The 25,250-nt window shown below is 55.8% G+C and carries 24 protein-coding genes and 1 tRNA gene; 8 read left to right on the top strand and 17 right to left on the bottom strand.

Going from position 1 to position 25,250, the window contains the following annotated elements; all coding sequences use genetic code 11:
• Nucleotides 1–75 precede the first annotated feature (75 nt).
• Both A3L08_RS07425 and A3L08_RS07420 read left to right on the top strand, forming a co-directional pair.
• Entirely contained in the window at nt 76–255 is a 180-nt protein-coding gene (locus A3L08_RS07425) for a hypothetical protein (protein WP_088854413.1), read from the top strand.
• 71 nt (nt 256–326) lie between these two features.
• The gene (locus A3L08_RS07420) at nt 327–1,208 is read left to right on the top strand and encodes an MBL fold metallo-hydrolase (protein ID WP_088854412.1); all 882 of its coding nucleotides are present in this window, start codon (nt 327–329) and stop codon (nt 1,206–1,208) included.
• 24 nt (nt 1,209–1,232) lie between these two features.
• Here A3L08_RS07420 and cas4 read toward each other — a convergent pair whose 3' ends face one another.
• Nucleotides 1,233–1,898: a CRISPR-associated protein Cas4 gene (cas4, locus tag A3L08_RS07415; RefSeq protein WP_232461698.1), complete on the bottom strand. Its 666-nt coding sequence runs from the start codon at nt 1,896–1,898 to the stop codon at nt 1,233–1,235.
• Between the two features lie 143 nt (nt 1,899–2,041).
• A complete protein-coding gene (locus A3L08_RS07410) occupies nt 2,042–2,377 on the bottom strand; it encodes a hypothetical protein (RefSeq protein WP_088854915.1) in 336 nt (111 codons plus the stop codon).
• Nucleotides 2,378–2,504: 127 nt separating this feature from the next.
• On the opposite strand from A3L08_RS07410, the gene taw2 reads away from it, so the two are divergent.
• The 3 genes from taw2 to A3L08_RS07395 all read left to right on the top strand — a co-directional run bounded on the left by taw2 (nt 2,505) and on the right by A3L08_RS07395 (nt 5,823).
• Nucleotides 2,505–3,353, top strand: coding sequence for a tRNA(Phe) (4-demethylwyosine(37)-C(7)) aminocarboxypropyltransferase Taw2 (gene taw2 / locus A3L08_RS07405; protein ID WP_088854410.1), 849 nt, complete (start codon nt 2,505–2,507; stop codon nt 3,351–3,353).
• A gap of 309 nt (nt 3,354–3,662) precedes the next feature.
• Nucleotides 3,663–5,528, top strand: coding sequence for a tungsten-containing formaldehyde ferredoxin oxidoreductase (for, locus tag A3L08_RS07400; RefSeq protein ID WP_088854914.1), 1,866 nt, complete (start codon nt 3,663–3,665; stop codon nt 5,526–5,528).
• Nucleotides 5,529–5,592: 64 nt separating this feature from the next.
• On the top strand, nt 5,593–5,823 hold the full coding sequence (locus A3L08_RS07395) for a MoaD/ThiS family protein (RefSeq protein ID WP_088854409.1): 231 nt from the start codon (nt 5,593–5,595) through the stop codon (nt 5,821–5,823).
• A gap of 303 nt (nt 5,824–6,126) precedes the next feature.
• Here A3L08_RS07395 and A3L08_RS07390 read toward each other — a convergent pair.
• The 15 genes from A3L08_RS07390 to eif1A form a co-directional block, all read right to left on the bottom strand.
• A tRNA-Ser gene (locus A3L08_RS07390) sits at nt 6,127–6,213 on the bottom strand.
• A 16-nt stretch (nt 6,214–6,229) separates the two neighbouring features.
• On the bottom strand, nt 6,230–6,538 hold the full coding sequence (gene rpsJ, locus A3L08_RS07385) for a 30S ribosomal protein S10 (RefSeq protein WP_014011815.1): 309 nt from the start codon (nt 6,536–6,538) through the stop codon (nt 6,230–6,232).
• 51 nt (nt 6,539–6,589) lie between these two features.
• A complete protein-coding gene (tuf, locus tag A3L08_RS07380; RefSeq protein ID WP_088854408.1) occupies nt 6,590–7,876 on the bottom strand; it encodes a translation elongation factor EF-1 subunit alpha in 1,287 nt (428 codons plus the stop codon).
• Nucleotides 7,877–8,239: 363 nt separating this feature from the next.
• On the bottom strand, nt 8,240–10,438 hold the full coding sequence (locus A3L08_RS07375) for an elongation factor EF-2 (RefSeq protein ID WP_088854407.1): 2,199 nt from the start codon (nt 10,436–10,438) through the stop codon (nt 8,240–8,242).
• A gap of 148 nt (nt 10,439–10,586) precedes the next feature.
• Nucleotides 10,587–11,663 carry an HD domain-containing protein gene (locus A3L08_RS07370; RefSeq protein WP_088854406.1) on the bottom strand — a complete coding sequence of 359 codons (1,077 nt, stop codon included), beginning with the start codon at nt 11,661–11,663 and terminating at the stop codon, nt 10,587–10,589.
• Nucleotides 11,664–11,680: 17 nt separating this feature from the next.
• The gene (locus A3L08_RS07365; protein WP_088854405.1) at nt 11,681–12,487 is read right to left on the bottom strand and encodes a GTP cyclohydrolase IV; all 807 of its coding nucleotides are present in this window, start codon (nt 12,485–12,487) and stop codon (nt 11,681–11,683) included.
• A gap of 61 nt (nt 12,488–12,548) precedes the next feature.
• Nucleotides 12,549–13,940: a 5-methylcytosine restriction system specificity protein McrC gene (locus A3L08_RS07360; RefSeq protein WP_088854404.1), complete on the bottom strand. Its 1,392-nt coding sequence runs from the start codon at nt 13,938–13,940 to the stop codon at nt 12,549–12,551.
• Nucleotides 13,937–16,087, bottom strand: a complete 2,151-nt coding sequence (locus tag A3L08_RS07355; RefSeq protein WP_088854403.1) for an McrB family protein — start codon at nt 16,085–16,087, stop codon at nt 13,937–13,939. The genes A3L08_RS07360 and A3L08_RS07355 overlap by 4 nt, the downstream gene beginning before the upstream one ends.
• 224 nt (nt 16,088–16,311) lie before the next feature.
• Complete coding sequence (locus A3L08_RS07350; protein ID WP_088854402.1) at nt 16,312–16,713, bottom strand: DUF1699 family protein; 402 nt, start codon at nt 16,711–16,713, stop codon at nt 16,312–16,314.
• Between the two features lie 4 nt (nt 16,714–16,717).
• Nucleotides 16,718–17,965, bottom strand: a complete 1,248-nt coding sequence (locus A3L08_RS07345; RefSeq protein ID WP_088854401.1) for a DUF530 family protein — start codon at nt 17,963–17,965, stop codon at nt 16,718–16,720.
• Nucleotides 17,962–19,122: a DNA topoisomerase IV subunit A gene (locus A3L08_RS07340; protein ID WP_088854400.1), complete on the bottom strand. Its 1,161-nt coding sequence runs from the start codon at nt 19,120–19,122 to the stop codon at nt 17,962–17,964. Before A3L08_RS07340 ends, A3L08_RS07345 begins: the two co-directional genes overlap by 4 nt.
• On the bottom strand, nt 19,115–20,806 hold the full coding sequence (top6B, locus tag A3L08_RS07335; RefSeq protein WP_088854399.1) for a DNA topoisomerase VI subunit B: 1,692 nt from the start codon (nt 20,804–20,806) through the stop codon (nt 19,115–19,117). Before top6B ends, A3L08_RS07340 begins: the two co-directional genes overlap by 8 nt.
• 2 nt (nt 20,807–20,808) lie before the next feature.
• Complete coding sequence (locus A3L08_RS07330) at nt 20,809–21,543, bottom strand: KH domain-containing protein (RefSeq protein WP_088854398.1); 735 nt, start codon at nt 21,541–21,543, stop codon at nt 20,809–20,811.
• 11 nt (nt 21,544–21,554) lie between these two features.
• Nucleotides 21,555–22,328: a serine protein kinase RIO gene (locus A3L08_RS07325; protein ID WP_088854397.1), complete on the bottom strand. Its 774-nt coding sequence runs from the start codon at nt 22,326–22,328 to the stop codon at nt 21,555–21,557.
• A 34-nt stretch (nt 22,329–22,362) separates the two neighbouring features.
• Nucleotides 22,363–22,728, bottom strand: coding sequence for a translation initiation factor eIF-1A (gene eif1A / locus A3L08_RS07320; protein ID WP_088854396.1), 366 nt, complete (start codon nt 22,726–22,728; stop codon nt 22,363–22,365).
• A 207-nt stretch (nt 22,729–22,935) separates the two neighbouring features.
• On the opposite strand from eif1A, the gene A3L08_RS07315 reads away from it, so the two are divergent.
• Genes A3L08_RS07315 through rnhB form a run of 3 tightly spaced genes read left to right on the top strand, consistent with a single transcriptional unit; the run spans nt 22,936 to nt 25,248 of the window.
• Complete coding sequence (locus tag A3L08_RS07315; RefSeq protein WP_088854395.1) at nt 22,936–23,730, top strand: metal ABC transporter ATP-binding protein; 795 nt, start codon at nt 22,936–22,938, stop codon at nt 23,728–23,730.
• Entirely contained in the window at nt 23,727–24,548 is an 822-nt protein-coding gene (locus A3L08_RS07310; RefSeq protein ID WP_088854394.1) for a metal ABC transporter permease, read from the top strand. The genes A3L08_RS07315 and A3L08_RS07310 overlap by 4 nt, the downstream gene beginning before the upstream one ends.
• Nucleotides 24,549–24,552: 4 nt before the next feature.
• Nucleotides 24,553–25,248 carry a ribonuclease HII gene (gene rnhB, locus A3L08_RS07305; protein WP_088854393.1) on the top strand — a complete coding sequence of 232 codons (696 nt, stop codon included), beginning with the start codon at nt 24,553–24,555 and terminating at the stop codon, nt 25,246–25,248.
• Nucleotides 25,249–25,250 lie beyond the last annotated feature (2 nt).

Raw genomic sequence — 25,250 nt, 5'->3', positions numbered from 1 at the left:
AAGAATTATAAACTCTGCCTTCCAGACATGGGCGGAGCTGTCCCGAGGACAGCTCTTGAAAGGAGGTGTTAAAAAATGGCCGAGATGATAGTTAAGTCAAAGGTTAAGGAGGCCGTTAAGGCCATCGACCCCGAGATGAGGGTCAGCCCGGAGTTCTACGACGCCCTTGAGGCCGAGCTTAAGGCCCTCGTTGAGAAGGCCGTCAAGAGGGCCCAGGCCGAGGGCAAGAAGACCCTCTACGCCAGGCACGTTTGAACACTTTCCTGCTTTTCCAAATTTCATCGATGGTCTTTTATTCCCTTTATCTAATTCTTCACGGTGGTTGCATGGCACTCAAAAAGCTTGGAGATTCCGTTTATTTATACCCGGGAAGCCCCTCGACGCTCATCAGGGTTCTGGACGGTGGGGAAGCGGTGTTAATTGACCCCGGACACGGGAAAGGCCGACACAAAGATTTGAAAAGAGAAATTAGAAGGCTTGAACTTGAGGTCAAGGCCCAGCTGGCAACCCACGGCCACGCTGACCACATAGCCGTCGCCCCAAAGATAAGCGCGCCGCTCTTCATCCACCGCTTCGAGTTCTCGGTAGCGGAAAGCCCCCTCAACCGGGAGCTTTTAACCTTCGGCTCAAAGGCACCGAAGGGGTTCCTCGTCTTCCAGTTTCCGGAGGAGGTGAAGGTTCACGCGGTCTTTGAGTGGGGGGATGGGCAATTCGGGCTGAATGCCATCAAACTTAACGGCCACTCACCGGGGATGACCGGCTTCCTCGATGAGGAGAACGGGCTAATTTACGCTGGCGACTCATTCTTCGGAGAAAAGCTTATCCAATCCGTTGGGCTGCCCTACCTTATCGACCCCGAATTATTTAAAGCTTCACTTAATGAATTACACAATTACGCAAGGAGGGGCTACCTGCTGATCCCCTCTCACGGGAAGCCCGTTGGAGGGGAAGAAGCAACGGAGCTGCTTGAGTTTAACCTCAGGAGGGTGGAAGAAACTGAATCGCTTATTCTGGGGCTCCTTGAGGAACCTGCATCAATGGACGAGCTGGCCTTCAGAATAATGGAGCACTACGGCGTAGCCATAACCCCTCAAAAGCTCGCCCTCAACCTCGTTCCGGTGAGGGCGTTTATTGCCGAGCTGTACAACAGGGGAGAGATAGAGGCAGTCGTGGACAGGGGGCTTAAGTGGGCAGTGAAACGGGGATAGCTTTGTGGTTACCAACTACAAATATCATTCCTCACCGGGATAGCACAGATACCGGTAGGGACAGAACTTGCAGAGGTAGGAGTATTGTCCCCTCGGCGGTTTCTCCCTTTCATAGGCTTTTTTCACGCTGTAGAAATGCCTCAGCGTCTCCTTGAAGAGGTGCTTGTCGTAGGGGACCTCAAAGGCCCTGAAGTTCGGCCCCTTGACGATGGGAAACTGAGAGAAGTCAATCTTGCTTATGATCTTCGTCGGTTCCTCGTGGAGCTTGATGTAGTAAAGGTAGCCGTACTCCGCCTCGGCCCAGCGCATGTAGATGTTCAGCTGCGCCATGTGGTAGTCGTAGGGCATCCTCGGGAGGCTGGTCTTGCCCTTGATTTCGATGGGGAAGTCCCCTATGGCATCTATCCTGCCGTGTATCTCAAAGCCGAGCCTGCTGGAGCGCAGAACGAGGTGCTTTTCAAGCTCAAAGCCGAAGCGCTTCTTAAGGATCTCACCGAGGACGCTGTGGGTGTTGATGCCCTGGTTTAGCCTAACCTTCACGAACTCGGGCCACCTCTCGGGATAGCCTTTCAGGCGAAAGTATATCCTCCTCGGGCATGTCAGGGCTTCGCTGGCGTAAAACTCCAGGAGACCATCTCCATCGCTTCCGTTGTCGTGCATCGCTCTCCCTCCAGGGACGGGGCGGGTCATCGGCCCGCGAACCTCACCGCCCCTGCGTCAGCTAATACCGACGTCATCACAGTTCAGACTGGGCAAGGGTCGTCATCCGCTTGGAGAGTTAAGCCTAACCAAGCATTTAAACCTTTGGGAGAAGTAAGGGGAAAAGAGAGGAGTCAGAGAACGGTTCCCCTCTTCCTCTTGAGCGAGTAGCTCAGCCCGTAGGCCGGCCAGAGGCTCGGGGGCTGCTCGTAGTGGTGCAGGTTCCTAAGGATTTTCTCTGCAGTCTTCCGGTTCTTAGCCTTGACCCTCAGAACGCCCTCTTCAAGCTCAACGGTGCCGTCGGAGAGCCTGACCGTGATCTTCGAGCCCTTTACCTCGGGCCTCGCTTTCATCAAAAGCGCCTTATAATCCTCGTAGGCCTCCCTGCTGAGCTTCTGCTCAAGAAGTGCGGGTCTTTCACGTGGTTTAAACAGGCGGGAGAACCAACTATTCGGTGGTTCATCATCCATACCCTTCATCGACCTCCGGGGGATTTCTCGCTTTAACTTTGGCCTTTCGGTTTTTAAAGCTTTCCTATCGGTTTTTGCCGAAACGACAATGAGAATCCTTTTAAGGCCCCGAACCGGAGAAAGGGCGATGTCAGGCAGGAGAAAGACCCAACTCATCAAACCCCGCATAAGGGAAATCCTCTCCCGCGAGCTTCCCGAAGGGTTAGTTGAACTTCTCCCCAAGCACTGGGTCCAGATAGGGGACGTTCTCATCCTTCCGCTCAGACCGGAGCTCGAACCCTACAAGGGCAGGATAGCCGAGGTCTATGCCCAGGTAATCGGGGTCAAAACCGTCCTCAGAAAGGGCCGCATCTCCGGCGAGTTCCGCGAGACGAACTACGAGGTGCTCTACGGCGGTGACACGGTAACGGTGCACGTCGAGAACAGGATCAAATACAAGCTCGATGTCGCTCGGATAATGTTCTCGCCGGCCAACGTCAAGGAGCGCGTGAGGATGGCGAAGGTGGCAAAGCCGGGGGAGCTGGTCGTGGATATGTTCGCCGGGATTGGCCACCTCAGCCTTCCGATGGCCGTTCACGGTGGAGCGAGGGTTATAGCCATAGAGAAGAGCCCCTACACGTTTCAGTTCCTCGTTGAGAATATCGAGCTGAACCGGGTTCAGGACAGGATGACGGCCTACAACATGGACAACCGTGACTTCCCTGGCGAGAACATTGCCGACAGGATTCTCATGGGCTACGTCGTCACAACCCACGAGTTCATACCGAAGGCACTGCAGATAGCTAAGGATGAAGCGGTAATCCACTACCACAACACCGTCCCGGAGAGGCTGATGCCGGCGGAGCCCTTCGAGACCTTCCGCAGGATAGCGAGGGAACACGGCTACGAAGCGGAGAAGCTCAACGAACTGATCATCAAGCGCTACGCCCCAGGCGTCTGGCACGTGGTGGTAGATGTGAGGGTGTTTAAGAACTGACCTCTTCCCCGCCCTAAAGGGCGAGGCTTTCAGAAGAAAAAAGTAAAAGCAACACCGGGAGCCGCTACTCTCCCTTCTCCCACGGCGGCTCCCAGTCGTCGCAGACAGAGATCCTGAATAACGTCATCCAAACTGTTCACCGGAGAAAATTTTGAGTCATTCAGATAAACTTTCGGGCCCTCCTGCAGCTCAGCGTCCCCCGATGGTTAACAGATGAACTTAACCTCACACCTTGTGTGAAACGTTTCCTTTTGCGAAGACCTTATATCTTCGGAGCCGAAAATCTTTCGAGGTGATTCTGGCATGGCAATGAAAGGCTGGTGGGGAAGAATCCTCAGGGTTGACCTGACCAACAATAAGGTATGGGTGCAGGAGTACCCCGAAGAGGTCGCCAAGAAGTTCATAGGCGGCAGGGGTCTTGCTGCGTGGATTCTCTGGAACGAGGCCAAGAACGTTGACCCGCTCGGGCCCGACAACAAGCTCGTTTTCGCTTCCGGCCCGTTCAATGGTCTCCCAACCCCAAGCGGCGGGAAGATGGTTGTAGCGGCTAAGAGCCCGCTCACCGGTGGCTACGGCGACGGTAACCTTGGAACCATGGCCACCGTCCACCTAAGGAAGGCCGGCTACGACGCCATAGTCGTCGAAGGTCAGGCCAAGAAGCCGGTCTACCTCTATATCGAGGACGATAACGTGAGCATACTCAGCGCCGAGGGGATCTGGGGCAAGGGCACCTTCGAGACCGAGAGGGAGCTCAAGAAGATACACGGTAAGAACGTTGGAGTCCTCAGCATCGGCCCGGCCGGTGAGAACCTCGTTCGCTACGCAGTCGTGATGTCCCAGGAGGGCAGGGCCGCCGGAAGGCCCGGTATGGGTGCCGTCATGGGGAGCAAAAAGCTCAAGGCCGTCGTCATAAAGGGCACCAAAGAGATACCGGTTGCCGACAAGGAGAAGCTCAGGGAGCTCTCCCAGGAGGCTTACAACGCTATCCTCAACTCACCTGGCTACCCGTTCTGGCACAGGCAAGGAACGATGGCAGCGGTTGAGTGGACCAACGAGAACTCCGCCCTGCCGACAAGGAACTTCCAGGACGGTTCCTTCGAGTTCGCCCGCTCGATAGACGGCTACACCATGGAGGGTATGAAGGTCAAGCAGCGCGGCTGCCCCTACTGTAACATGCCATGTGGAAACGTCGTCCTGGACGCTGAAGGCCAGGAGAGCGAGCTTGACTACGAGAACGTTGCCCTTCTCGGTTCAAACCTCGGAATCGGAAAGCTCAACGAAGTTTCGGTCCTCAACAGGATTGCAGATGACATGGGTATGGACACCATCAGCCTCGGTGGGGCAATAGCATTCATAATGGAAGCCAAAGAGAAGGGCCTGATTAAGGACGACGCCGCTCCGGAGTTCGGCGACTTCAAGAAGGCCAAACAGCTGGCCCTCGACATCGCTTACAGACGCGGCGAGCTCGGCAACCTCGCGGCGGAGGGCGTCATGAGGATGGCTCAGAAGCTCGGTGACGACAGCTTCGCCATGCACGTGAAGGGACTTGAGGTCAGTGGATATAACTGTTACATCTACCCGGCAATGGCCCTCGCCTACGGTACCAGCTCAATCGGTGCCCACCACAAGGAGGCCTGGGTCATCGCCTGGGAGATCGGTACAGCCCCGATAGAGGGCGAGAAGGCCAAGAAGGCCGAGTACAAGATAACCTATGACCCGGAGAAGGCAGCCAAGGTCATAGAACTCCAGCGCCTCAGGGGCGGCCTCTTCGAGATGCTCACCGCGTGCAGGCTCCCGTGGGTCGAGGTCGGCCTGAGCCTCGACTACTATCCGAAGCTCCTTGAGGCCATCACGGGCGTCAAGTACACGTGGGATGACCTTTACAATGCAGCGGACAGAGTTTACGCCCTCATAAGGGCCTACTGGGTCAGAGAGCTCGGCGAGAAGTGGGGCAGGCACATGGACTACCCGCCGAAGAGGTGGTTCACCGAGGGCCTCAAGAGCGGGCCGTACAAGGGCCAGCACCTCGACAGGGAGAAGTACGACGGTCTGCTCAGCGAGTACTACCGTATGAGGGGCTGGGACGAGCGCGGAATTCCGAAGAAAGAAACGCTTGAGAAGCTCGGCCTCGACTTCGTGGTTCCAGAGCTGGAGCAGGTCACGAAGCTCGAGTGACCTCTTCTCTTTTTCTCCGACAAATTTTTAGAGCCCCAGTTCTAACCTCTTATCGGTGGTGAACATGGCCAGGATAAAGCTCATGGGGGCTTTTGCCCACCTCGCGGGAGCGAGGGAGCTTAATGTTAAGGTTGACGGCAAGAAGACCGTTGATGAAATCCTCCGCGAGCTCATACCCCGGTATGACGAGTTCCATGATAAGATAATCATGATAAACGGCCACCCGGCGAGGGGCGATGCCGAGGTCGAAGACACCGACGAGATCAAGGTAATGCCTGTTTTGAGCGGGGGTTAAGGCTTTTCGTTTCTTTGCTGTGGTTTCTATTTCTGAGTAGGCTTCGGGAGTTTGAGAATATAGGAAGCTTTTAGAAAAAGCTTCCCCAAAAGAGCACCCTTCCTCATAAAACCGCTGGGAAAGGTTAGCGTGCACTCTAAAACTCGCGCATGAAACAGGGTTTAACATAAAATCGACTATTAAGGACGCCTTGTGAGGATGGAACGCTATAAACTGCCAGTTATAAAGAGTAAACCCTCTAAAAACAAGTAACTTGAACTTGCACGCCAACTTTGATCAAACTTTGCGCAAGCAAAGTTTGTATGGCGCCGGGGCAGGGATTTGAACCCTGGCGGGCTAACGCCCACGGACTCTCCAGGCCCGCGCCTTCCCAGGCTAGGCTACCCCGGCGCATAAATGAGAGGAATCAGGAGATGAGCTCGATCTCGATGGTGACGTCCTCAGGGACGCGGATGCGCATGATCTGGCGCATGGCCCTTTCGTCGGCCTCAATATCGACCAGCCTCTTGTGAACGCGAAGCTCAAACCTGTCGAAGGTGGCGGTGCCCTCTCCGTCCGGGCTCTTTCTGGTGGTGATCCTGATCCTCTTGGTCGGGAGCGGTATCGGACCGCTCATCCTGACGCCGGTCCTCTCGGCTATCTGCTTGATCTGGTCGGTGACCTCGTTGAGGGCCTTAATGTCCGTGCTTGCGAGCTTAATCCTTGCCTTCTGCATTTCCGTCCCTCCTAAATTTCCAGGAAGTAAAGGAAAGGTCAGAGAAGGGCTTCACTCGCCCTTCTGGATGGATATGACCATACCGGCAGCGACGGTCTGGCCCATGTCACGGATGGCGAACCTGCCCATCTGCGGGATCTCCTTGACCGGCTCGATGACCATCGGCTTGGTCGGCCTGAGGACGACGATTGCTGAGTCACCGGTCTTGATGAACTGCGGGTTCTCCTCGACGATGTTGCCGGTTCTCGGGTCGAGCTTGGCAAGGAGCTGCTCGAACCTGACGGCGACCTGGAGGGTGTGCGCGTGGAGGACCGGGGTGTAGCCGACGGTGATAGCGGTCGGGTGGTTGAGGACGATGATCTGGGCCTTGAAGGTGTCCTTCGGCCTGACGACGGTCGGCGGGTTGGTGGTGTGTCCGGCAACGTCACCGCGCTTTATGTCGTTCTTACCAACGCCACGGACGTTGAAACCGATGTTGTCACCCGGAAGGGCTTCCTGCATCGGCTCGTGGTGCATCTCGATGCTCTTAACCTCACCCTGGATCGGCTTGTGGAAGATCGTGCTGGCCGGCTCGAAGATGACGACGTCACCGACCCTGAGCCTGCCGGTCTCGACACGGCCAACCGGAACGGTACCGACACCCTTAATTGAGTAGACGTCCTGGATCGGGATGCGGAGCGGCTTGTCGACCGGCTTCGGCGGCTCCGGTATCTGGTCGAGGGCCTCGAAGAGGGTCGGGCCGTTGTACCAGGGCATCTTGTCGCTCTTCTTGACGATGTTGTCGCCCTCCCAAGCGCTGGTCGGGATGATCAGAACGTCCTTGTAGCCGAGCATCTGGAGGAGCTTCTTGACCTGGTTGGCGACCTGTTCGAACTTCTTCTGGTCGTAGTTGACCATGTCCATCTTGTTGACGCTAACGATTATGTGGTTGATACCGAGAGTCTTGGCGAGGAAGGCGTGCTCCTTGGTCTGCGGCATGATACCGTCGGTGGCGGCGACGACGAGGACTGCAGCGTCGGCCTGGCTGGCACCGGTGATCATGTTCTTAACGAAGTCCCTGTGGCCCGGAGCGTCAATGATGGTGATGTACCTGTGCGGGGTCTCGAACTTGGTGTGGGCGACGTCAATGGTGATACCCCTCTCCCTCTCTTCCTTGAGCCTGTCCATGACCCAGGCGAACTTGAAGGACTTACCCTTCTCACCCATCTGCTCGAACTTCTGGATGATGTTCTCCGGGATGTTCTGGCTGTCGAACAGGAGCCTTCCGACGGTGGTACTCTTACCGTGGTCGACGTGTCCGATAAAGACAATGTTAATGTGTGGCTTCTCCTTAGCCATTTCCAAACACCTCCAAACTTTGGTCTACTCCGGCTGAGTAGGATGGCTTTTTAAATCTTTCGAACCTCGGCCCCCTCGGGCGGGAAACCCGCCGTTTCTCGGGGAGGCCTCATGAGTCCCGTCCTTAACTTGCAGAGCGGGTTTAAAAACTTAACTACACGGGTTTTCGGCAAAAACCTGTTAAAATGTGTGCAATAGACGGAAACGAAACAGTGGGAAGATTCAAGAAATCTAACAGAGCCTTTGGAGTGGGATTCCTCCATAAATCCTGGAAGAGAAGATGCAACAATGTCCGGGAGCCCAAAGACCGGTAAGGGTACAGAAACTGTAGAACAAGAACATAAGAAGAAAGAATCAGCCCGCTCACTGCTGCGGGCAGACGTCCTGCTCCTTCGGCGGGTTCGGGTCGAGACCCTTCCTCTGGCGTATCTGCCTGATAATCTGCTGGGCCAGCTCGTTCGGAACGCGCTTGAAGCCTGCGTGCTCCGTGCTCCAGAGGGCCCTTCCGCTGGTCGCTCCACGGATGGCACCGGCGAATCCGAACATCTCGGCGACCGGCGCCTCGGCGATGATGATCATGACCTCGCCCTCCTGGCGCATGTCTATGAGCTGGCCGCGCCTCTGGTTGATCTCCCTGCTGACGGCGCCCATGTACTCGTAGGGCACGTTGATGATGACCTTCTGGTACGGCTCGTAGAGGATGGGCTGGGCCTTCATCATGGCGCAGTGGATTGCAGTCCTGATGGCCGGGTAGATCTGGGCCGGACCGCGGTGGACGTTGTCCTCGTGGATCTTAGCGTCGTGGAGGCGAACCATGACCTTCATAACCGGCTCCTTGGCGAGCGGGCCCTCGTCCATAGCCATGTGGAAACCGTCAACGAGGAGGTCCATGACCTCGTTGAGGTACTGGATACCCTTGGTGTTGTCGAGGAAGATGTTGCCCTGGTATACGTCGACTATGCCCTTGGCAACCTCGTAGTCCATGCCGAGCTCGGCAAGCTTCTTGGCGACCGCCTTCGGGTCCTTCGGCCTGCCCTCCGGTATCTCACCCTCACGGATGGCCTGGTAGATCTCGTCCGGGAGCGGCTCGACGGTTATGTAGAACCTGTTGTGCTTGTTGGGCGACTTGCCCTCGACTATCGGGCTGACCTTGCTGACGCTCTCGCGGTAGACGACGATCGGCGGACTGACCTCGACGTCGAGCTTCCAGTCCTCCTTGAGCTTGACGAGCTTGACCTCAAGGTGGAGCTCACCCATACCGCTGAGGAGGTGCTGGCCGGTCTCCTCGTCGATCTTGACGTGCAGGGTTGGGTCCTCCTTGGCGAGCTGGCGGAGGGCCTCGATGAGCTTCGGAAGGTCCTTGACGTTCTTGGCCTCGATGGCAACGGTAACGACCGGCTCGCTTGCGTAGTGGAGGGCCTCGAACGGCTCAATCTGCTCGGTCGAGACGGTCTCACCGGCCATGGCATCGCGGAGACCGGTTACCGCGACGATGTTTCCAGCCGGGACGGCCTCCATGTTGACCCTCTCAGGACCCATGTAGATACCGACCTGCTGGATCCTGGACTTCCTCTTGGCGTTGATGAGGTAAACCTCCTGTCCGGTCTTGACGGTACCGCTCCAGACACGGCCGGTTGAGACCTCACCGGCGTGCTTGTCGAGGATGATCTTGGTGACAACCATCGTCATCGGTCCCTTCGGGTCGCACTTGAGCATGGCCTGGCCGACGTCGCTGTTGACGTCGCCCCTCCAGAGGTGCGGAATCCTGTACTTCTGGGCCTCAAGCGGGTTCGGAAGGTGCTTGACGACCATATCGAGAACCACAACGTGGAGCGGGGCCTTCTGCCTGAGGGTCTTGAGGTCGCCGCTGTTGGTAAGCTCGACGATGTCCTTAAAGGAAACGCCGGTCTTCTTCATGTACGGGACGCTGAGGGCCCAGTTGTAGTAGGCGCTACCAAAGGCGACGCTACCGTCCTCGACCTTGACCATCCACTGGTTCTTGAACTCGTCCGGGGCGTACTTCTTGATGAGCCTGTTGACGTCGGTGATGATCTTGGCGAACCTCTGGAGGATGTCGTTCGGGCCGAGCTTGAGCTCCTTGATGAGCCTGTCGACCTTGTTGATGAAGAGAACCGGCTTGACGTACTCCCTTAGGGCCTGCCTGAGAACGGTCTCGGTCTGGGGCATGACGCCCTCGACGGCGTCGACAACGATAATCGCACCGTCTATGGCACGCATGGCCCTGGTAACGTCACCACCGAAGTCGACGTGACCTGGAGTATCAATCAGGTTGATGAGGTAGTCGTTCCCCTCGTAGTTGTGAACCATCGAGACGTTGGCCGCGTTGATGGTAATACCCCTCGCCTGCTCCTGCTCATCGAAGTCGAGGACGAGCTGCTTTCCGGCGAGTTCTTCACTTATCATTCCCGCTCCAGCGAGCAGGTTGTCGCTCAGAGTCGTCTTACCGTGGTCAATGTGAGCGGCAATACCCATGTTCCTGATCCTCTCGGGCTGGGTCATGAGCTCCTTAATCTTCGCAATCATCTCTTCCCTTCTTCCCATAATACACCACCATCCTCTGATGAGCTTGTCGGCTTAACTTAAAAAGTTCGGTTATAAAGCTTTTCCCGGTTGAGAACCGGGATTGAGGGAGTGCGTTCAAACTACTTAAGGGTTTTGGATGTGATTGGGGATGGCGGCGTGGACTTCTTCAAGATAACAGCTTGTTCACTGCCCGCAATACTCTCTCCCTCACGTCCTCTCTGGCGTAAACTCCCCAGTGCCAGTGGGTGTCCTTGAGTTCAACCAGCGAACGGACGAGCGGTGAAACATCGCTGAGCCTCTTAAGCCCCTCTTCCGTCTCCACGAAGGCGTTTCTCTCCTCGAACTTCGGCTTTGGGGAGTAATCAACTATTGCGAGGTGGCTGAACTCCGCTTCGAGCTCCCTCTTTAGTTCGCTCACCGCATCCGCTCCGGGGTCTTCGTTCGTGTAAACGACGCGCTTGTAGAGCTTCCTGCTGTCTATCGCCTTCATCAGCTCCCTGACCTCCGGCTTTTTGCTCGTTCTAAGTCTGGAGACCAAGTCGATTTCGTCCATTGTCCGGATTTCTTCGTAGGAAATTCCCTCGAGTTCTACTGCCTTAACGAGCATCGCGCCGGCTATCTTCGAGGTGTGGTGCTGGTAAACGGCTGGATACATCATGCTCCTCGCAAGGAGGAGGTTCTGGGCAGCCATTGTCCCCTTCTCGCCAACGACGAGCTTTTCTCCATCCCAGCGGAGGTTTCTGATGAGCCTGTCAAGGTCAACGAGGCCAAAGGCAATGCCGGTGTAGTACGCATCTCTCACGAGGTAGTCCATCCTGTCGGCATCGATGTCGCCGCTGACGAGGGGGTGTTTTAGGAGTTCGAAGAACTCGCGGAGGGAATAACGCTCCCGTATAACGTCCCCGACCTCCCCATTCTTTATTATCCAGCGTGTGCCCTCCTCGTGCCTTGGATAGAGGGCCTCAAGGGTGTGGGAAAATGGATAGTGGCCAAGGTCGTGGAGCAGGGCCGCATAAACGGCCCCCTCCTCGATATCCGGGTTGTGCTCGCGTATCCTCCTCGCCAGGTGAAACGCCCCCAGGGAGTGCTCGAACCGGGTGTGTCTGGCAGAGGGGTAGGCGAGGTAGACCAAACCGAGCTGGGTTATCCTCCTCAGTCTCTGAAACTCCGGCGTATCCACCAGCCTAACCGCGAAGTCGTCCAGCTCGATGTGGCCGTGTATGGGGTCGTGGACGAGCTTCATACCCGTCACCGAGTTCCTCAGCTCCAGGTCTCCGCTATCACATCGTGCTTGTGGATGCTCTCGTTGCTGATTACGCGCACGTGGATTTTGCCTTTGAAGCGCTCCTTGGCCTTGGAGAACACCTCCCTGGCCACGTCCTCGACGAACTTGGGGTTGGCGTGCATGCCCTGAACGACGGCGTTCTCGTCGACGGTCTTGAGCAGGGTGTAGGTCGGGTGGCTGAAGGAGCTTTCAACGACGTCTATCATGTCCTCGAGCGGTATCTCCTCGTTGAAGGGAGCCCTAACTTCCAGCTCCCCAACGGCGCGCTGGATGTGGGTCTTCCCGTTGTTGTTGGCCATCGCGTGTGGGCAGGCGGTGTTTCCGATGACCTTGACGCGAAGGACCTTCTCGAAGGAGCCGTCGTAGTTCTTTATGACACCAACCTCGACGTCGTATGGTTCATAAGAGAGCCTCTTGCTCGCAGGAGTCTCGCGCGGTATTACGAGCTGGGTCTTTATCCAGACCTCTGCCCTTTTGTGCGGGTGCTTTCCCTCGAGGCGCTTGATTATGCACTTTCCAAGCTCTTCAAGAGAGGTGTGGGCCTCTAGGACCTCCTCTTCAACGGCCTCGCTCATGGCCTCCGTTATGCTCTCCACGAGCCTGCTCATGTGGATTCCCTTCTTCTCCTCGGGGACGTCGATAGTTATCTCAAAGATGGGCAGGAAGGTGTAGACCTTCCCCTTCCAGTTTATCTTGGCGACCGTTCTGAGGTTGGTTATCCCGACGCGGTGGAGGCGCTCCCTGATTTTCGGGGTCTCCTCCTGGGTCTCGAATATGGGCATGAGCATCACCTTCTTTTTTAGGGGCATCTAAGCGGGGGGCTTTTTAAAATGTGCGCCGTGCTCATTTGCCCATACACAGGGACAGTAGATGTTCCCGCAGGTTCCTGGCAACACCCTCCCTGAGAACGACTCCATTCCTGGTGATGAAGACCTCCCTTCCCACCCTGGACAGCTCGTATCCGAAAAGACCGAACGGAGTCCCATCAAAGAAACTGAGAATGTTCTCCTCCGGCCCGAACATGTCAGGGATCCAGTAATTGTAGACTCCCTCAAGGCGGGGGTACACGACGGCGGCACTGCCACCTGCAAGGCGGGAATATGAATATATCTGGTAGAGCTCCTCGCTTGTTCTCACCAGTTTTCTCCTCCACTGCCCCATCATTTTCACGAGTAGGCTGCGGTACTTAACCTCGATCACGCACTTTCCGTAGTCCGTCGCAACCAGTATGTCGGGGAGAGGTGGGCCAAAGGTAAAGACGGCACCCAGTTTTGCTTCCACTTTTTGAGCGCCCTCGACGATGTGGGGGAGCCTGTAGTCTCGGTACACCGTGGCCTCCCCTTGGAGGACCCTTCTTATTGTGTGATAGACAAGGGTTTCGAAGAGGTGTGCCATATCCATAAAAATCCCGTGCTGAACGAGGCCCCTCTGTTGTCCCCTGCCGAAACCTTCGAGAACTATCATCGCAAGGGTGTACACGGGCCTGAACCTTTCATTGAGGGAATTAAAAGACACCCTGCCCGGGTCATCGTCCTTAAGCCTGCCAACTTCCCTAAAGTATTCCAGAAGGGCACTGGCTTCCCTTCTAACCCCTTCCCAGCTCGAGTTCTCAGCCACCACCTCAAGTGCGGCTTTCAGCACCCTGTTTAGGGGGTTATCAATCCCCAGAACCGTGTGCCTAATTGGAATATCCAGACTTCCCGGTGTCTTTCGTATCAACCGTGAGAGGAGAACCCTCCCCCGAATGGTCTTGGAGTTCTCTTCCACCTCGCTGTACTCCCGATACATCCCGTGGAATATTTTCCGCCCAAGTTGGGAAGTGTAGAGATAAAAGAACATCTCATGGATCAGCTCGTCCTCTCCCCTGTATGCCGAGACCGCGCGCTCTATATCGCGTTGGCTCATGCCCAGGTTGCCGCTCAGGTTCAGAAGGCTGAGAAAGAACTTCATGGAACGCCTGTGATCCGGGTCGTTTCTGTACGGCTTTGGAAGAACCTGTATCATGAACGGCTCGTCTCTGAGATAGTATGCGAAACCCACGCTGCCATGTGCCTGGATGTAATAGTCGCCCCTGCTGACGTCGTATCTCAGGCTCAGGACATCACCCTCGCGGCCATAAATGCTGTTTATGGACTCAAAAAACCTCTGGAGCTCGGAGGGGGATACGTTTATCCCCTCCGCGTGAAGGCTCTGAAGATACTTTCTCTGGAACTCGTAGATGGTCACGGCCCTCATTCGGACCCCACCAGCCTGCGGAGGGCATCTATGAACTCATCGAGGTCCATCCAGATTATTCTGCCCCTCTCGTCTATGAACTCGAAGCCCGGATAAAGGGATCTAAGATGCTCCCAGTTCCCGTAGAAGTACTCTTGGAAGAGGGGCAGCACCTTGTGGTAGAAGACCATGTAGAGTGCCTGCCTTGGATCGTCTGCGGAGGGTATATCGAGAAAGTAACCGTGCCCTAGGGTGTAGTCTTTACCCTTCTCCTGCTCGATGATTGAGTTTATCCTCGTCAGGAGGTGTTCCAAGTTTATGCCATCAACGTTCACGTCTCTGAGCTTCTCTGGATCCGGAGAAAGTTCCACGAATGCGAATCTCCTCCTGAGTGCAATATCGAGCAGGGCTATGCTCCTATCGGCCGAGTTCATGGTGGCAATGATGTACAGGTTTGGGGGCAGTGCGAAAAGCTCCCGTGAGTAGGGAAGGGTCACTATGACCTCTGTAGGGGCACCCAGCCTCTTATCCGGGTCAAGAAGGGTTATCAGCTCTCCCAGGATTCTGCTTATATTGCCACGGTTGATCTCATCGATTACTATGTAGAACTCCCTCCTGGGAACAATGGGGGTTTTATCCCCTGCCCGTCTCTTTTTCAGGAATTCCTGGACGGCCATCTTCATGTCTTCGTACTCCATGTTCTCTCCACGTCTTCGGAATCCATCCGGCAGGGAATCGTATATTGCCCTCACGGCGAGGCGCTTAAACACGCCATCGGAGACTGTGTATACGACTTTTTCCTCCTTTTCAATGGGCCTGAACCCCTCCACGAAATCCTCATAGCTGTACGACTGGTGGAACGTGACAAACTCCGCGTTCTTGGCAGTTTTTAGTGCCAGATGCGTCTTACCCGTGCCGGGTGGCCCGTATATGATGACCTGTTTGAATCTCCTGAGCAGGGAAATCAGGACCGTCTCTCCAAGATTCTCATCCAGACCCTCTTTCTGGTGTCCCCCACCATGTGCTTCGGAAGCGGTGCCCTCAGGCTCTAAATCGCCGCTCTGCACCTTTGGCGCCTCAAGGAGATACAGGTAGTCAACCTCCCTGCGGAGGAAGTAATAAAAGGTCCCGCCCGAGCTTTTACCCCCGCTCCTTCCGAAGTAAAGCGTCTCACCGTCCCTGGAAATCCCCGCGAACTTAGGATCAACGACACCGGGCACGTACCTTCCCAGAACCACCTCTCCCTGGAAATCTTCCGCCCCTATCTTTTTGGATGTGTTGAGGACATCAAAGGATATGAACCCTGCCCTCAGGTTTCCCCCGTAAACACCGGTTATGACAAAAAGTCCCCTGGAAGTGAACGAAAGGAATACCAGCTCCCCAGGCAACAGTACCGTTTTTGCCCCTGCGGAACCCACAATGTGAACCTCGTTCCCCCCCTTGGTGCCGAGGGTGGCCATAACGGAGCCGTCTTTCAACCATATGTCGCCTATCTGTCGCCCTCCCCTAGGCACTATACTGGACTTCGAGATGACCTCAATGCCGTCCCAGAATTCCAGCGAAGAATAGTACGGAAACATCGGGAGGGGGATCTTCGCCAGCTCCAGGCGCTGCCTTTGATTCTTTCGAAATGTGTAAAGCAGGTAAAGCGAGTCGTCAGTGTCCTTCACGGAATGGATATAAGCGAACCCGTCCTGCGGCGTTGGAATCTTAATAACCTCAACCTCCCCGGGCGCAAAGTACTCAACCTTGTAATCACAGAACACCACCAACCTCTCGCGAGGGGTGAAGCTGACGTAGAAGGGTAGTCTGGTAAAATTTACTGGTAACACCTCAGATTCCGGATCGGCTGACTGAACTGGGTATATTCTGACCTCACCCGTCCCGCATTTCGTAAAGACGGCAAGTTTTTCCTCACCGGGGAGCATTATCGCCTCATCAGCACAGGGTACAGGGAGTCCCTTTTCCCATCCCCCAACTGGCTGTCCCCCCGTCCCAAAAACGTGGATGAACCTTGAGTCGTCATCCAGCCTTACCAGAACCGCAATATACTTTCCGTTGGGGAACAGCTTCATATCCTCAATGACGAATCCAAAATCGCCATACTCCGCGTCTAGGAACCTGTTTATCAAATACATTGAGGTTTTCACCGGCACGGGCCTGATCATTACAACCACCAATAGGAATAAAGGGTAGCATACTTAAATAGTTTTCTTTCCAAATGAAATCGCATGGTTACCCGAAAGCTTCACAGCGCCAACGGGGATTAAAAAGATAACGAAACTAAACACACGCTCATACCGCCCTTCTCAATACAAGAGAACAAGAGAAAAGGAGTTATCTTTTCTCCCGAAAGCCTCGCCCTTCCTGCCGGGGAGGAGTCCAGAAAATGCTATCCCCTCTTTTCGACCTGCTCGATCATGTAGTAGACGGTCCTGAGAGGAATTCCCATGCGGGAGCTTATCTCCTTCGCAGGGACGCCCTTCCTGAGGAGCTCCCTTACCTGCCTGACGGTTCTCTCGTCGTATTTCCTCGGCCTGCCCCTCGGGTAGCCCTCGGGGACGAGCTCGATGCCCATCTGGGCGAGGGCAGCTATCACCTTCTTCGAGACCTTGGGGTAGAGGCTCGGCGGGCAGGATATCTTCCTCACGTTCGGGGCGCGCTCGAGTATCCTGACGAGTATCTCCTTCGTCGGGCGGAGGTTGATGTAAACCTCTGTGACCTCATCGCTGAGGCTCTCGCGAAGCTTTCTGATAAGCTCCTCGTTGTTCCTCGCTTTTATCTCCGCCCTCATGCCCTCACCCCTGGAGGAGGGCCAGGAACTGCTTTGCCCTGTCGCTCTTCGGCATGAACTTCTCGAACTTCTTCGTGTCCGCGAAGAGGGTCTTGTGCAGGCCCGAAATCACGAACTTCTTTATGGCCTCAACGAGTTCGTCCTCGGGGATTCCAAGGAGCTCCGCCACCCTGTTCTCACTGTAATCGCTCATCCCGTAGAGGAGCACGCCGCCAAGCAGGTGGTTCGGGATGTTGGCTATATCCTTCCTCCTCCCGACGAGGGCCTTCTCCATCTCACACTTCCTCATGAGGAGCATGCTCCCGTGGCCGGTTTTGAAGCCGGGCTCGTCCTGGAAGGGCAGGTCAAAGATGGAGTAGTGGCAGTCTATGCAGAGCCTTATGTCCGGGTAGAGGCCGAGGCTCTCCCTGTCGTTCTCTGAGGTAAGGAAGTAGTAGCGGAACAGGTCGAGGCCAAGCTTTTTGGCCCCGTCCTCTGGGTCGAGGATTGAGTAGGCGAGCGCGAGGTTGTCCACGGTGTAGTGGTTGTTTATTAGCACTCCCTTCGTTTTGACGAAGCTGAGAACCCTCCACCTGAACCTCCTTCCGTAGCGCTGCCTGAGCTCGGCCTCTATGTCGGCATCAGTGGGAAGGTCGAGCCTCGCCTTCTTGAGCCTGTTGTTCTCCCAGTACTCGACCTCTATCCTGAGCCCGCGCGTCCTGACCGTCCCCTTCTCGCGGAGCTTTCCTTTTATAAGCTTGAACGACTCCCTCACGGCTATGCTCTCCCTTGAGAGCAGCCTGAGAACGTCGCCGGAGTAGGCCAAATAGGGCAGAACCTCAACCCTGCCGAGCTGGATGGGGTTTGAAACCGCTTTTACGTTCTCTGCGTTCTCCCTGGTTAGCTCTTTGATGGTTATCAGTTTCTTGCCGAGGAAGAAGGTGTAGTTGGCGGAGATCAATGCCAAGGCCATTTTGTGGGCGGTTATAGCCGAGCGGAGGCGCTCCAAAGCGAGGATCCTGTTGCGCTTCTTCTTGTATATCCACTGGATGTGGGGGTCGCGGTTCTTCCTGTCCGAGAAATCAGCCGAGGGTGTGGCCTCACCGACGCGCTTTGAGAGGTCTTCCTCAAGCTCCTGGAGGAGCGAGAGGTTTTCCTTAAGGCGGAGGGAGATGGACGGGATGTCGAAGGTCTCAAATAACCCGTCCATGTCTATCCCAATATCATCCAGTATCTTGTTGACCTGCGCGACGAGCTCCTCGGTCGTCGTCATGGCAGCAGCTCACCGTTGTTTATTTTTCCTGGGAGGTACTCCTTGGCGACGAACTCAAGGCTCTTGTTGGCCAAAGCCTGTTGCTCAATCCTGACCCCCATTTTGAGGGCCATCTTGAGCTGCCTCTGCCACTCTTTGTTCTGGAACCAGGGGTAGTTCATCTCTTCAATGATACGCTTGTAATCCCCCGTCGGGCCACCCTTCTTGTTGGGTGGGATTCCCTTGAGCTTTTCGGTGACGTTCTCCAGACCGTAGCGCTTTATGTCGTCCATGGTCATGCCGACGAACTTCGCCTCGGGCGTTGCCAGCTTGTCGCTGAGGTAAGCGAGGTTAATCGAACCCTGCTTTATTGTCGAGTAGATATACCAACCGTATGGGTCACCGTCGGTGAAGACTATGATCGGTACGCCTTCCTCGTAGTGGAGCCTGTGGATAAGCCTTCTAACGCCGCGGGAGGCCTGTCCCTGCGTCGCTATGATCAAAGCGTTCTCCTTCTTGGGGAACTTTTCCTCAATCAGACGGTCGGCCATAGCTGCAGTCTCGACGACGAGGGCGTAGTCAACGTTTATCTCCGGGAACTGGATGTGCTCCACCGTTCCGGGGACGGCCCAGCCGCCGCTTCCCAGCCTTGAGGCGTTGAACTCGTCTTCCCCATCGCGGATGACTATGTCGCCGTAGATGTAGCCGCGCCTGTCGGCGGTGAGGTGCATCTCCTCACGAAGAACCCCCATCATCCTCTCGAGGTCCTCTATAATCGGGTCGCTCTCGCTCTGATCCTCGAAAGTGTTCTCCCTCGTTCCTGGAATGGTGTGCTTGTTGGCGTAGTAAGCTTCACGAAGGCTGGCGTGCTTGTTCTCACTCACGAGACGCTTCACGTAGGCCATTATGAGCAGGGTTTGCATGAACTTTCTGGCGTGGGCCACGTTGAGGAAGTACCTCCTGGACAGCTTGTCGCCCATCCTGATGACGCGCCTCTTTTCATCGAAGTAGACGTTGCTGAGCCCGCGCATGGGTATGTCAAAGTGGGGGTTCTTCCCGCTCTTTATGTCCTCAAGAATCTGCCTCCCGTACTCCTCAAGCCTGCTGAGTACCCTTTTTGGGTCGTAGGAGAACTTCTCCTTCGGCTTCTCGCGGTGGATCGCTTTGCGTTTAGGCATTCTCGCTCACCTCCTCTGGGGCCTCTCTGGATGCAAAATGGTTCTCAATAAACCTGACGAAGTACTCCCTAATGGCCTCCTCGGGCTCGCCGGTTAATACGCTCAGCGCCCTCGCTATCTCGGGGACGTATTTCTCGAAGGTCTTCCGTCTCTTTACCTGGTGGAGCTTCCTGTGCTTGCCGCTCAGGTATGTCTGGAGCCTTCTGGCGGCGTCCATTAAGGCAAGGCGGATCTCGTTGTAAATGTCCTCGTCGTTGGCTATGCTCTGCTTTCCGGTTCCGGTGTAGGGGACGTGGACGCTGATGACGTTTATCATGACAACGAGGGGCGTCCTGTCCGGGTCATCCACCTTGTAACGCTTCCAGTCTATGGAGCGGGCGGCTATTGTGGTCACACACGAACCGGCATCGAAGAGGAGCGGGACGCGGTTGGCGTACCTGAAGACGTCGAAGCCAGCCGGAATCTCACCACCGTATGCTATGCCTACCTCCACCTGGAAGGGGATTCCTCCGGAGTAAACCTTGGGCGGCCTCGTCACCGCGGTGACGAACTCCGGCTTGAGGATCCCTTTCAGGCCCTTCTCGATGTTCTCCTCGCCTATAGGTCTTAAACCATGGGTCGGGGGGGCGAGGAACTTCATGTACTTGAAGGCCTCGACTATCTCCTCAGCCTCCTGCCAGGTGAGTTTCTCGGGTGGCTTCTCCATGAGCTTTGCCACCTGCTTGACGACCTTTGTGTAGCCCCTAAATGCCCTCAAAACGGATTTAACGTCGCCTTCCATGAGTTTCTGATAGTACTGCTCCTGGAGGTTCTTGTCTTCGACAGTCTTTATGAGCCTGAGAGCGGCTATGTACTCAATAAGCTCATCGACCTTCTTGTCGCTTATCCTTGAGAACTCCCCTACAAGGAAGCGCCTTACGGTGTTTCTCCTCGTCTTCTTGGCCATCCTGTAAACGTCATCGGTGAGGACGCCCCTGGGATGGGGCTTCATCTCAACGGGCGGCTTGGGGACTTCTTCACTCGAGCGCGGGAAGACTATGAGCTTCCCGTCCGGTTCAATGAGCTCGATGTGGGCGTGGGGGTTGGCTATCGCCGTTAGCTTGAGGTACCAGTAAACACCCTGCCTCGAGCGGATGTAGCGGACGTTCTTCACCTCAAGCTCTATCCTCGTCCCGCGCCAGCCGGTCGGGTTTGGGTGTTTTTCCTTCTTGACTATCTTACCCTCGTTCCTGTCCACGTCGATTTTAACCCACGCCTCGATGATCTCATCGTCGCCGGTTGACGTTATGACGCGCGTTGCCTTTCCGCTCGTTATCTGGGCGAACATTACGGCGCCGCTTATACCGATACCCTGCTGGCCCCTGCTCTGAATGTTCCTGTGGGCCTTGGTTCCGGCGAGCATCTTTCCGAAAACGTGGGTTATGTACTTCTCCGGGATTCCCGGGCCGTTGTCCTCGACGACGACCTTGTAGTGTTCGCTTCCAAGTTCCTCTATCTCCACCCTGACGTATGGGGGTATTCCAGCCTCTTCACACGCGTCAAGTGAGTTGGTCACCGCCTCGTGAACCAGCGTTGTAAGCGAGCGGACTTTGCCCGTGTAGCCGAGCATTGCCGCGTTTCGCCTGAAGAACTCGCTGACGCTCTGTATCTTAAACTCCTTAAACAGCTGATTCGCCTCGCTCATCCTCAGTCCTCCCAATACTCGTCGTCTTCAGAAAACTCGGGGTAGTCCCCCGCTTCGCCGGCCCCTCCCTCCAGGGCCTCGTAGTAGTTCGAGCTTTCGAGTTCGAGGTCCTTCTTGCGCCTCTCGAGGTATTTGTAAACGACGCCGTGCGGGGAGCCTTTGGCGAGCTTCTCTATGGCAGTCTTTGCCACCTCAACCTGGAGGGGGTTGCCGATTATTGCGACGGTCTTTCCGTAAACGCTAACGTCCGCACCGCTCATCTCCTCTATGATCTCCCTCGTCCTGCCCTTCCTGCCGATTATCCTACCCCTCACCCTTGGGAGGGCGTTCTTGTCGTTGCCGATGATTATATCCGTGAGGTTGACCACCTCGAGGGTTTCACCCTCATTGAAGAGCCTGAAGGCCCTTTCAGGGGAGAACCCTCTCCCTATGGCCATAACAACATCGCGCGCCTTCCATACCGCTAAAGGATCGTCGGTTTTCTCCGTTGAGGTTATGAAGACCTCTCCCGTCTCGCTGTCTATCTCTATCTTGGTCTTCGTGCGCCTCTCTATCTCCCTCTTCGTCTGGCCCTTCTTCCCGATGACCACCGCGACGCGCTCCTTCGGTATCCTGAGGAACTCCTCCTGCTCACCCTCAGCGGCGTAGTCTATCTCCACTTCGGGCTCTTCCCTTATGGGCCCCCCGTCCTTGTCAACGCGCTCGTACTTTTTCAGCAGTCTCTCAAACTCATCCATACTCTCACCCTCTAACCAGCAAGCTCGCGGAACTTATCGTCGAAATCATCAACGTCAACGCCTTTTCTACCGAAGTAATTGATGATATTCCGCAGATCCCTCTTCAGCAGCTCAACGCTCATGCGGTTCCTCTTAACTGTCGCCTGCGACCAGTCTATTACGACGGGACTATCCCACAGCAGGACGTTGTACTCGCTCAGGTCGCCGTGCACCATATCGCCGCGCTTCCAGAGGCGCTCGATTACACCCATGAGGTAAGTGTAAAGCTCCTCGAAGTCCTCCCGCTGGAGCTCCCTCTCAACGTCCTTAAGCCTTGGAGCCGGAAGTTCGTCTCCTATGAACTCCATGACCAAAACGTTGTTGCGGAAGGTTATCGGTTCCGGGACGCGGACCGCGTACTTGATGGCCCTCTGGAGGTTTTTAAACTCCCTCCTAGTCCAGACGAAGACGAGCTTCCGCATGTCTTTCGGCAGATATCCAATGCGGGGGTCGGCGGCGAGGTATTCCCATATCCTACGGAACTCGGTGGTGTAAGTGCGGTATATTTTGACCGCTATCCGGTTTCCATCTGAATCGACGCCGGCGAAGACGTTGGCTTCCTTGCCCGTGCTGATGACCCCGTGGAGGGCCTCTATCTTCCCCCTGCGGTGCAGGTAGGCGAGGGTCTCCTTAGTACTCCTGTCAAAGACCTCGTTGGCTATCTTGTAGAGCTCACTGTCCTTCTCACGCCTCTCCCTGAGGCCGAGCATGTCCTCAATCTCGCGCTCTATGAAGTCCTCGCGCATCGCTCATCACTGCTCGTCCCTGAAATTGAGAAGCTCAGAACAGGAGCTCGCCGCCGCTTATGAAGTCCTGGCTTATCTTGCCCCTCCGTAGGAGCCAGTCAACCTGAGTTCTCGTGTAGCGGTAGACTATGTCGCCCCTCTCGTCGCTCTGGACTTCCCAGGGCTGGACTATGACGACGTCGCCAACGCGCATCCACATCCTCCTCTTGAGCTTGCCTGGAATCCTGCATCTCCTTATTTTGCCGTCGGAGCAGCGGACGTCCATCCAGCCAGACCCGAGGGCCTGCTCGATGACTCCAAAGAGCTGTCCTTCTTTGGGCAGGGGGACACGGATAACCTCGTCTCCCTGAACCTGCCTATCCTTCTTTTTCTTGTTGTTTCCACTCCTGTGATATGCCATTATCACCACCTCCTTCCGCTCAACTTTGAGCCTTATAAACCTGAGCCTTGCAAAAATTTTCTAATGGGAGTACAGGGATGTGCTTTTAAAATTTTTGCACAAACGGGCCGGAGGCACTGGAGCGGAGGGGCCCGTTACCCACTCCTGTCCATTATGGTGGCATGAAAGTTTAAAAATGAACTGCTCAACAGAAACCAGGAGATGACTATGAATGCAGTAACCGCCGAGAACCTCACGATACTCTACGACGGGAAGCCCGCCCTTGAGGGTGTTACCTTTTCCTTGGAAGAGGGTGAGACGCTCCTCCTCCTCGGCCCTAACGGAGCTGGAAAGACCACCCTGCTAAGGACAATAGCCTGCTTCCACAGGGAGTACACCGGAGACCTCTATGTTTTCGGCAGGAAGCCCTGCAGGGCGAGGGAGCTGATAGGCTACGTCCCCCAGAGCCATAGCCTCAACGAGCGCGTCCCGCTCACAGCTTTAGAGGTCGTTGCAATGGGGGGCATCTACAGGAGGGGCTTCGCTCACTTCAAAATCCCCCGCGAGACTCTACTGAAGGCGGAGGAGGTTCTCGGCTTCGTTGGTCTGGGCAGCGTTAAGGACAGGCTCTTCCGCGAGCTGAGCGGGGGGCAGAAGCAGAGGGTTCTCCTCGCGAGGGCTTTGATGGGCGACCCAAAACTGCTCCTCCTTGACGAGCCACTCTCGGCACTCGATCCCAGCGCGAGGGCTGAGGTCGCGGCAGTCCTCAACAAGATAAAGCGCGAGCGGGGAATAACGATGGTGATAACCACCCACGATATCAACCCTCTCCTCGAGGTTGGGGACAGGGTGATGCTCATAAACAAACGCCTTATCGCCTTTGGCAGACCTGAAGAAGTGCTACAGGACAGCATTATCAAATCTGTCTACGGCCCGCTGGCGAGGGTTGTTCCGGTAGGGGGCAAGCTCTTCTGCATAACAGGCGACGTTCACATCCATAAGCGTGGGGGTGGTGAGCTATGATCCCCGAATACATCATCCGCGCTCTCCTGGCGAGCATAATGGTCAGCGTCCTCCTGGGAATGCTCAGCCCGCTCATCAACACCAAAGGGCTGGCCTTCCTGACCCACGCTCTCTTCCACGCCCTTCTGTTCGGTGCGGTGCTCGGCATGATCCTCGGCCTGCTCTTCGAGAACCTCTCCCTCGTCATGCTCACTGCCCTCTTTGTCACGGTCGTGATAGTCTTGCTCATAGCACACCTTGAGAAGCTCGGCTTCTCCCCGGACTCTGCAGTGGGAATCGTGGCCAGCTTCGTGGCGGGTTTGACCGTTCTTGGCTTCGGCGTCCTCTACAAGGTGATGGCGAGCAGACCATACTTCCCGCTTGGTGAGAGTATAGTGTCTTACCTCACTGGTGACATCTTCCTCATAAGCCTCAACGACCTCACTGCCCTCGTCCTCGGCGGCGCGGCCTTGTTCTTTGTAATGCTCTTCCTCTACCGCGACTTCCTCTACCTGAGCTTCGACCCCGAGGGGATGGAGAGCTACGGGGGGAACGTCAGGGCTTACCTGATGGTTCTCTACGTCCTCGTTGGAGCAATTGGCGCTTTAATCGTCCAGACGGTCGGCCTGATAACCCTCCAGGTCGTGGCGGTGCTCCCCGGCGCGATAGCACTGATGGTGAGCAGCGATTTGAGAAAGGTCATCGGCGTGAGCCTGTTCCTTACCCTTGGAGTCCAGCTCTCATCGGTGGTGCTGGCGTACCTCACAGACATACCGCCGAGCGGCTTAGCCACCATAATGCTCGGTGCAATATACGGCGTCCTTCTCTTCAGGAGGTGAAACTTTGGGCAGAAAGCTCGCTGGGATAGACGAGGCCGGCAGGGGGCCGGTCATCGGGCCGATGGTCATAGCGGCGGTTGTGGTGGACGAGGAGAACGTCCCAAAGCTTGCGGAGCTCGGCGTCAGGGACTCGAAGAGGCTGACGCCAAAGCGGCGCGAGAGGCTTTTCGACGAGATCATCAAACTCCTCGACGATTACGCGGTCATCGAGCTGTGGCCGAACGAGATAGACTCAAGGGAAGGTACCCTCAACGAGTTCGAAGTTGAGAACTTTGTTAAGGCTCTAAACTCGCTCAAGGTCAGGCCCGACGTGATCTACATCGATGCCGCCGACGTCAAGGAAGAGCGCTTTGGGGAAGACATAGGAAAGGGGCTGAACTTCAGGGCGGAGATCGTAGCGGAGCACAAGGCCGACGACAAGTTCGTGCCAGTTTCAGCCGCCTCAATCCTCGCGAAGGTCACCCGCGACAGGGCGATAGAGAGGCTGAAAGAAGAGTACGGTGAGATAGGCTCTGGTTACCCCAGCGACCCAAGGACGAGGGCGTTCCTCGAAGAGTACTACCGGAAGCACGGCGATTTCCCACCTATAGTCAGGAGGAGCTGGAAGACGCTGAGGAAGATAGAGGAGAAGCTGAAGGACGAGGTTAGGCCGAAGGAAAAGAAGAGGGAACAGACAAGCCTGGAGGATTTTCTGAAGTAGTT

It is taken from the genome of Thermococcus pacificus (assembly GCF_002214485.1).
In the GTDB taxonomy this organism is placed as follows: Archaea; Methanobacteriota_B; Thermococci; order Thermococcales; family Thermococcaceae; genus Thermococcus; species Thermococcus pacificus.
Note: the sequence above shows the minus strand (reverse complement) of the source record. Positions and strands in the feature narration are given on the sequence as shown.

Bases quoted from the DNA above. Each gene is read 5' to 3' on its own strand.
- A3L08_RS07365 (WP_088854405.1), bottom strand. From the start codon at position 12,487: ATGCCCATATTCGAGACCCAGGAGGAGACCCCGAAAATCAGGGAGCGC.
- tuf (WP_088854408.1), bottom strand. From the start codon at position 7,876: ATGGCTAAGGAGAAGCCACACATTAACATTGTCTTTATCGGACACGTC.
- A3L08_RS07340 (WP_088854400.1), bottom strand. From the start codon at position 19,122: ATGCCTAAACGCAAAGCGATCCACCGCGAGAAGCCGAAGGAGAAGTTC.
- A3L08_RS07375 (WP_088854407.1), bottom strand. From the start codon at position 10,438: ATGGGAAGAAGGGAAGAGATGATTGCGAAGATTAAGGAGCTCATGACC.
- A3L08_RS07310 (WP_088854394.1), top strand. From the start codon at position 23,727: ATGATCCCCGAATACATCATCCGCGCTCTCCTGGCGAGCATAATGGTC.
- A3L08_RS07425 (WP_088854413.1), top strand. From the start codon at position 76: ATGGCCGAGATGATAGTTAAGTCAAAGGTTAAGGAGGCCGTTAAGGCC.
- A3L08_RS07325 (WP_088854397.1), bottom strand. From the start codon at position 22,328: ATGCGCGAGGACTTCATAGAGCGCGAGATTGAGGACATGCTCGGCCTC.
- cas4 (WP_232461698.1), bottom strand. From the start codon at position 1,898: ATGACCCGCCCCGTCCCTGGAGGGAGAGCGATGCACGACAACGGAAGC.
- A3L08_RS07345 (WP_088854401.1), bottom strand. From the start codon at position 17,965: ATGACGACGACCGAGGAGCTCGTCGCGCAGGTCAACAAGATACTGGAT.
- for (WP_088854914.1), top strand. From the start codon at position 3,663: ATGAAAGGCTGGTGGGGAAGAATCCTCAGGGTTGACCTGACCAACAAT.
- top6B (WP_088854399.1), bottom strand. From the start codon at position 20,806: ATGAGCGAGGCGAATCAGCTGTTTAAGGAGTTTAAGATACAGAGCGTC.
- eif1A (WP_088854396.1), bottom strand. From the start codon at position 22,728: ATGGCATATCACAGGAGTGGAAACAACAAGAAAAAGAAGGATAGGCAG.
- taw2 (WP_088854410.1), top strand. From the start codon at position 2,505: ATGTCAGGCAGGAGAAAGACCCAACTCATCAAACCCCGCATAAGGGAA.
- A3L08_RS07330 (WP_088854398.1), bottom strand. From the start codon at position 21,543: ATGGATGAGTTTGAGAGACTGCTGAAAAAGTACGAGCGCGTTGACAAG.
- A3L08_RS07395 (WP_088854409.1), top strand. From the start codon at position 5,593: ATGGCCAGGATAAAGCTCATGGGGGCTTTTGCCCACCTCGCGGGAGCG.
- A3L08_RS07370 (WP_088854406.1), bottom strand. From the start codon at position 11,663: ATGAAGCTCGTCCACGACCCCATACACGGCCACATCGAGCTGGACGAC.
- A3L08_RS07315 (WP_088854395.1), top strand. From the start codon at position 22,936: ATGAATGCAGTAACCGCCGAGAACCTCACGATACTCTACGACGGGAAG.
- A3L08_RS07350 (WP_088854402.1), bottom strand. From the start codon at position 16,713: ATGAGGGCGGAGATAAAAGCGAGGAACAACGAGGAGCTTATCAGAAAG.
- rpsJ (WP_014011815.1), bottom strand. From the start codon at position 6,538: ATGCAGAAGGCAAGGATTAAGCTCGCAAGCACGGACATTAAGGCCCTC.
- A3L08_RS07355 (WP_088854403.1), bottom strand. From the start codon at position 16,087: ATGATCAGGCCCGTGCCGGTGAAAACCTCAATGTATTTGATAAACAGG.
- A3L08_RS07360 (WP_088854404.1), bottom strand. From the start codon at position 13,940: ATGAGGGCCGTGACCATCTACGAGTTCCAGAGAAAGTATCTTCAGAGC.
- A3L08_RS07410 (WP_088854915.1), bottom strand. From the start codon at position 2,377: ATGGATGATGAACCACCGAATAGTTGGTTCTCCCGCCTGTTTAAACCA.
- A3L08_RS07420 (WP_088854412.1), top strand. From the start codon at position 327: ATGGCACTCAAAAAGCTTGGAGATTCCGTTTATTTATACCCGGGAAGC.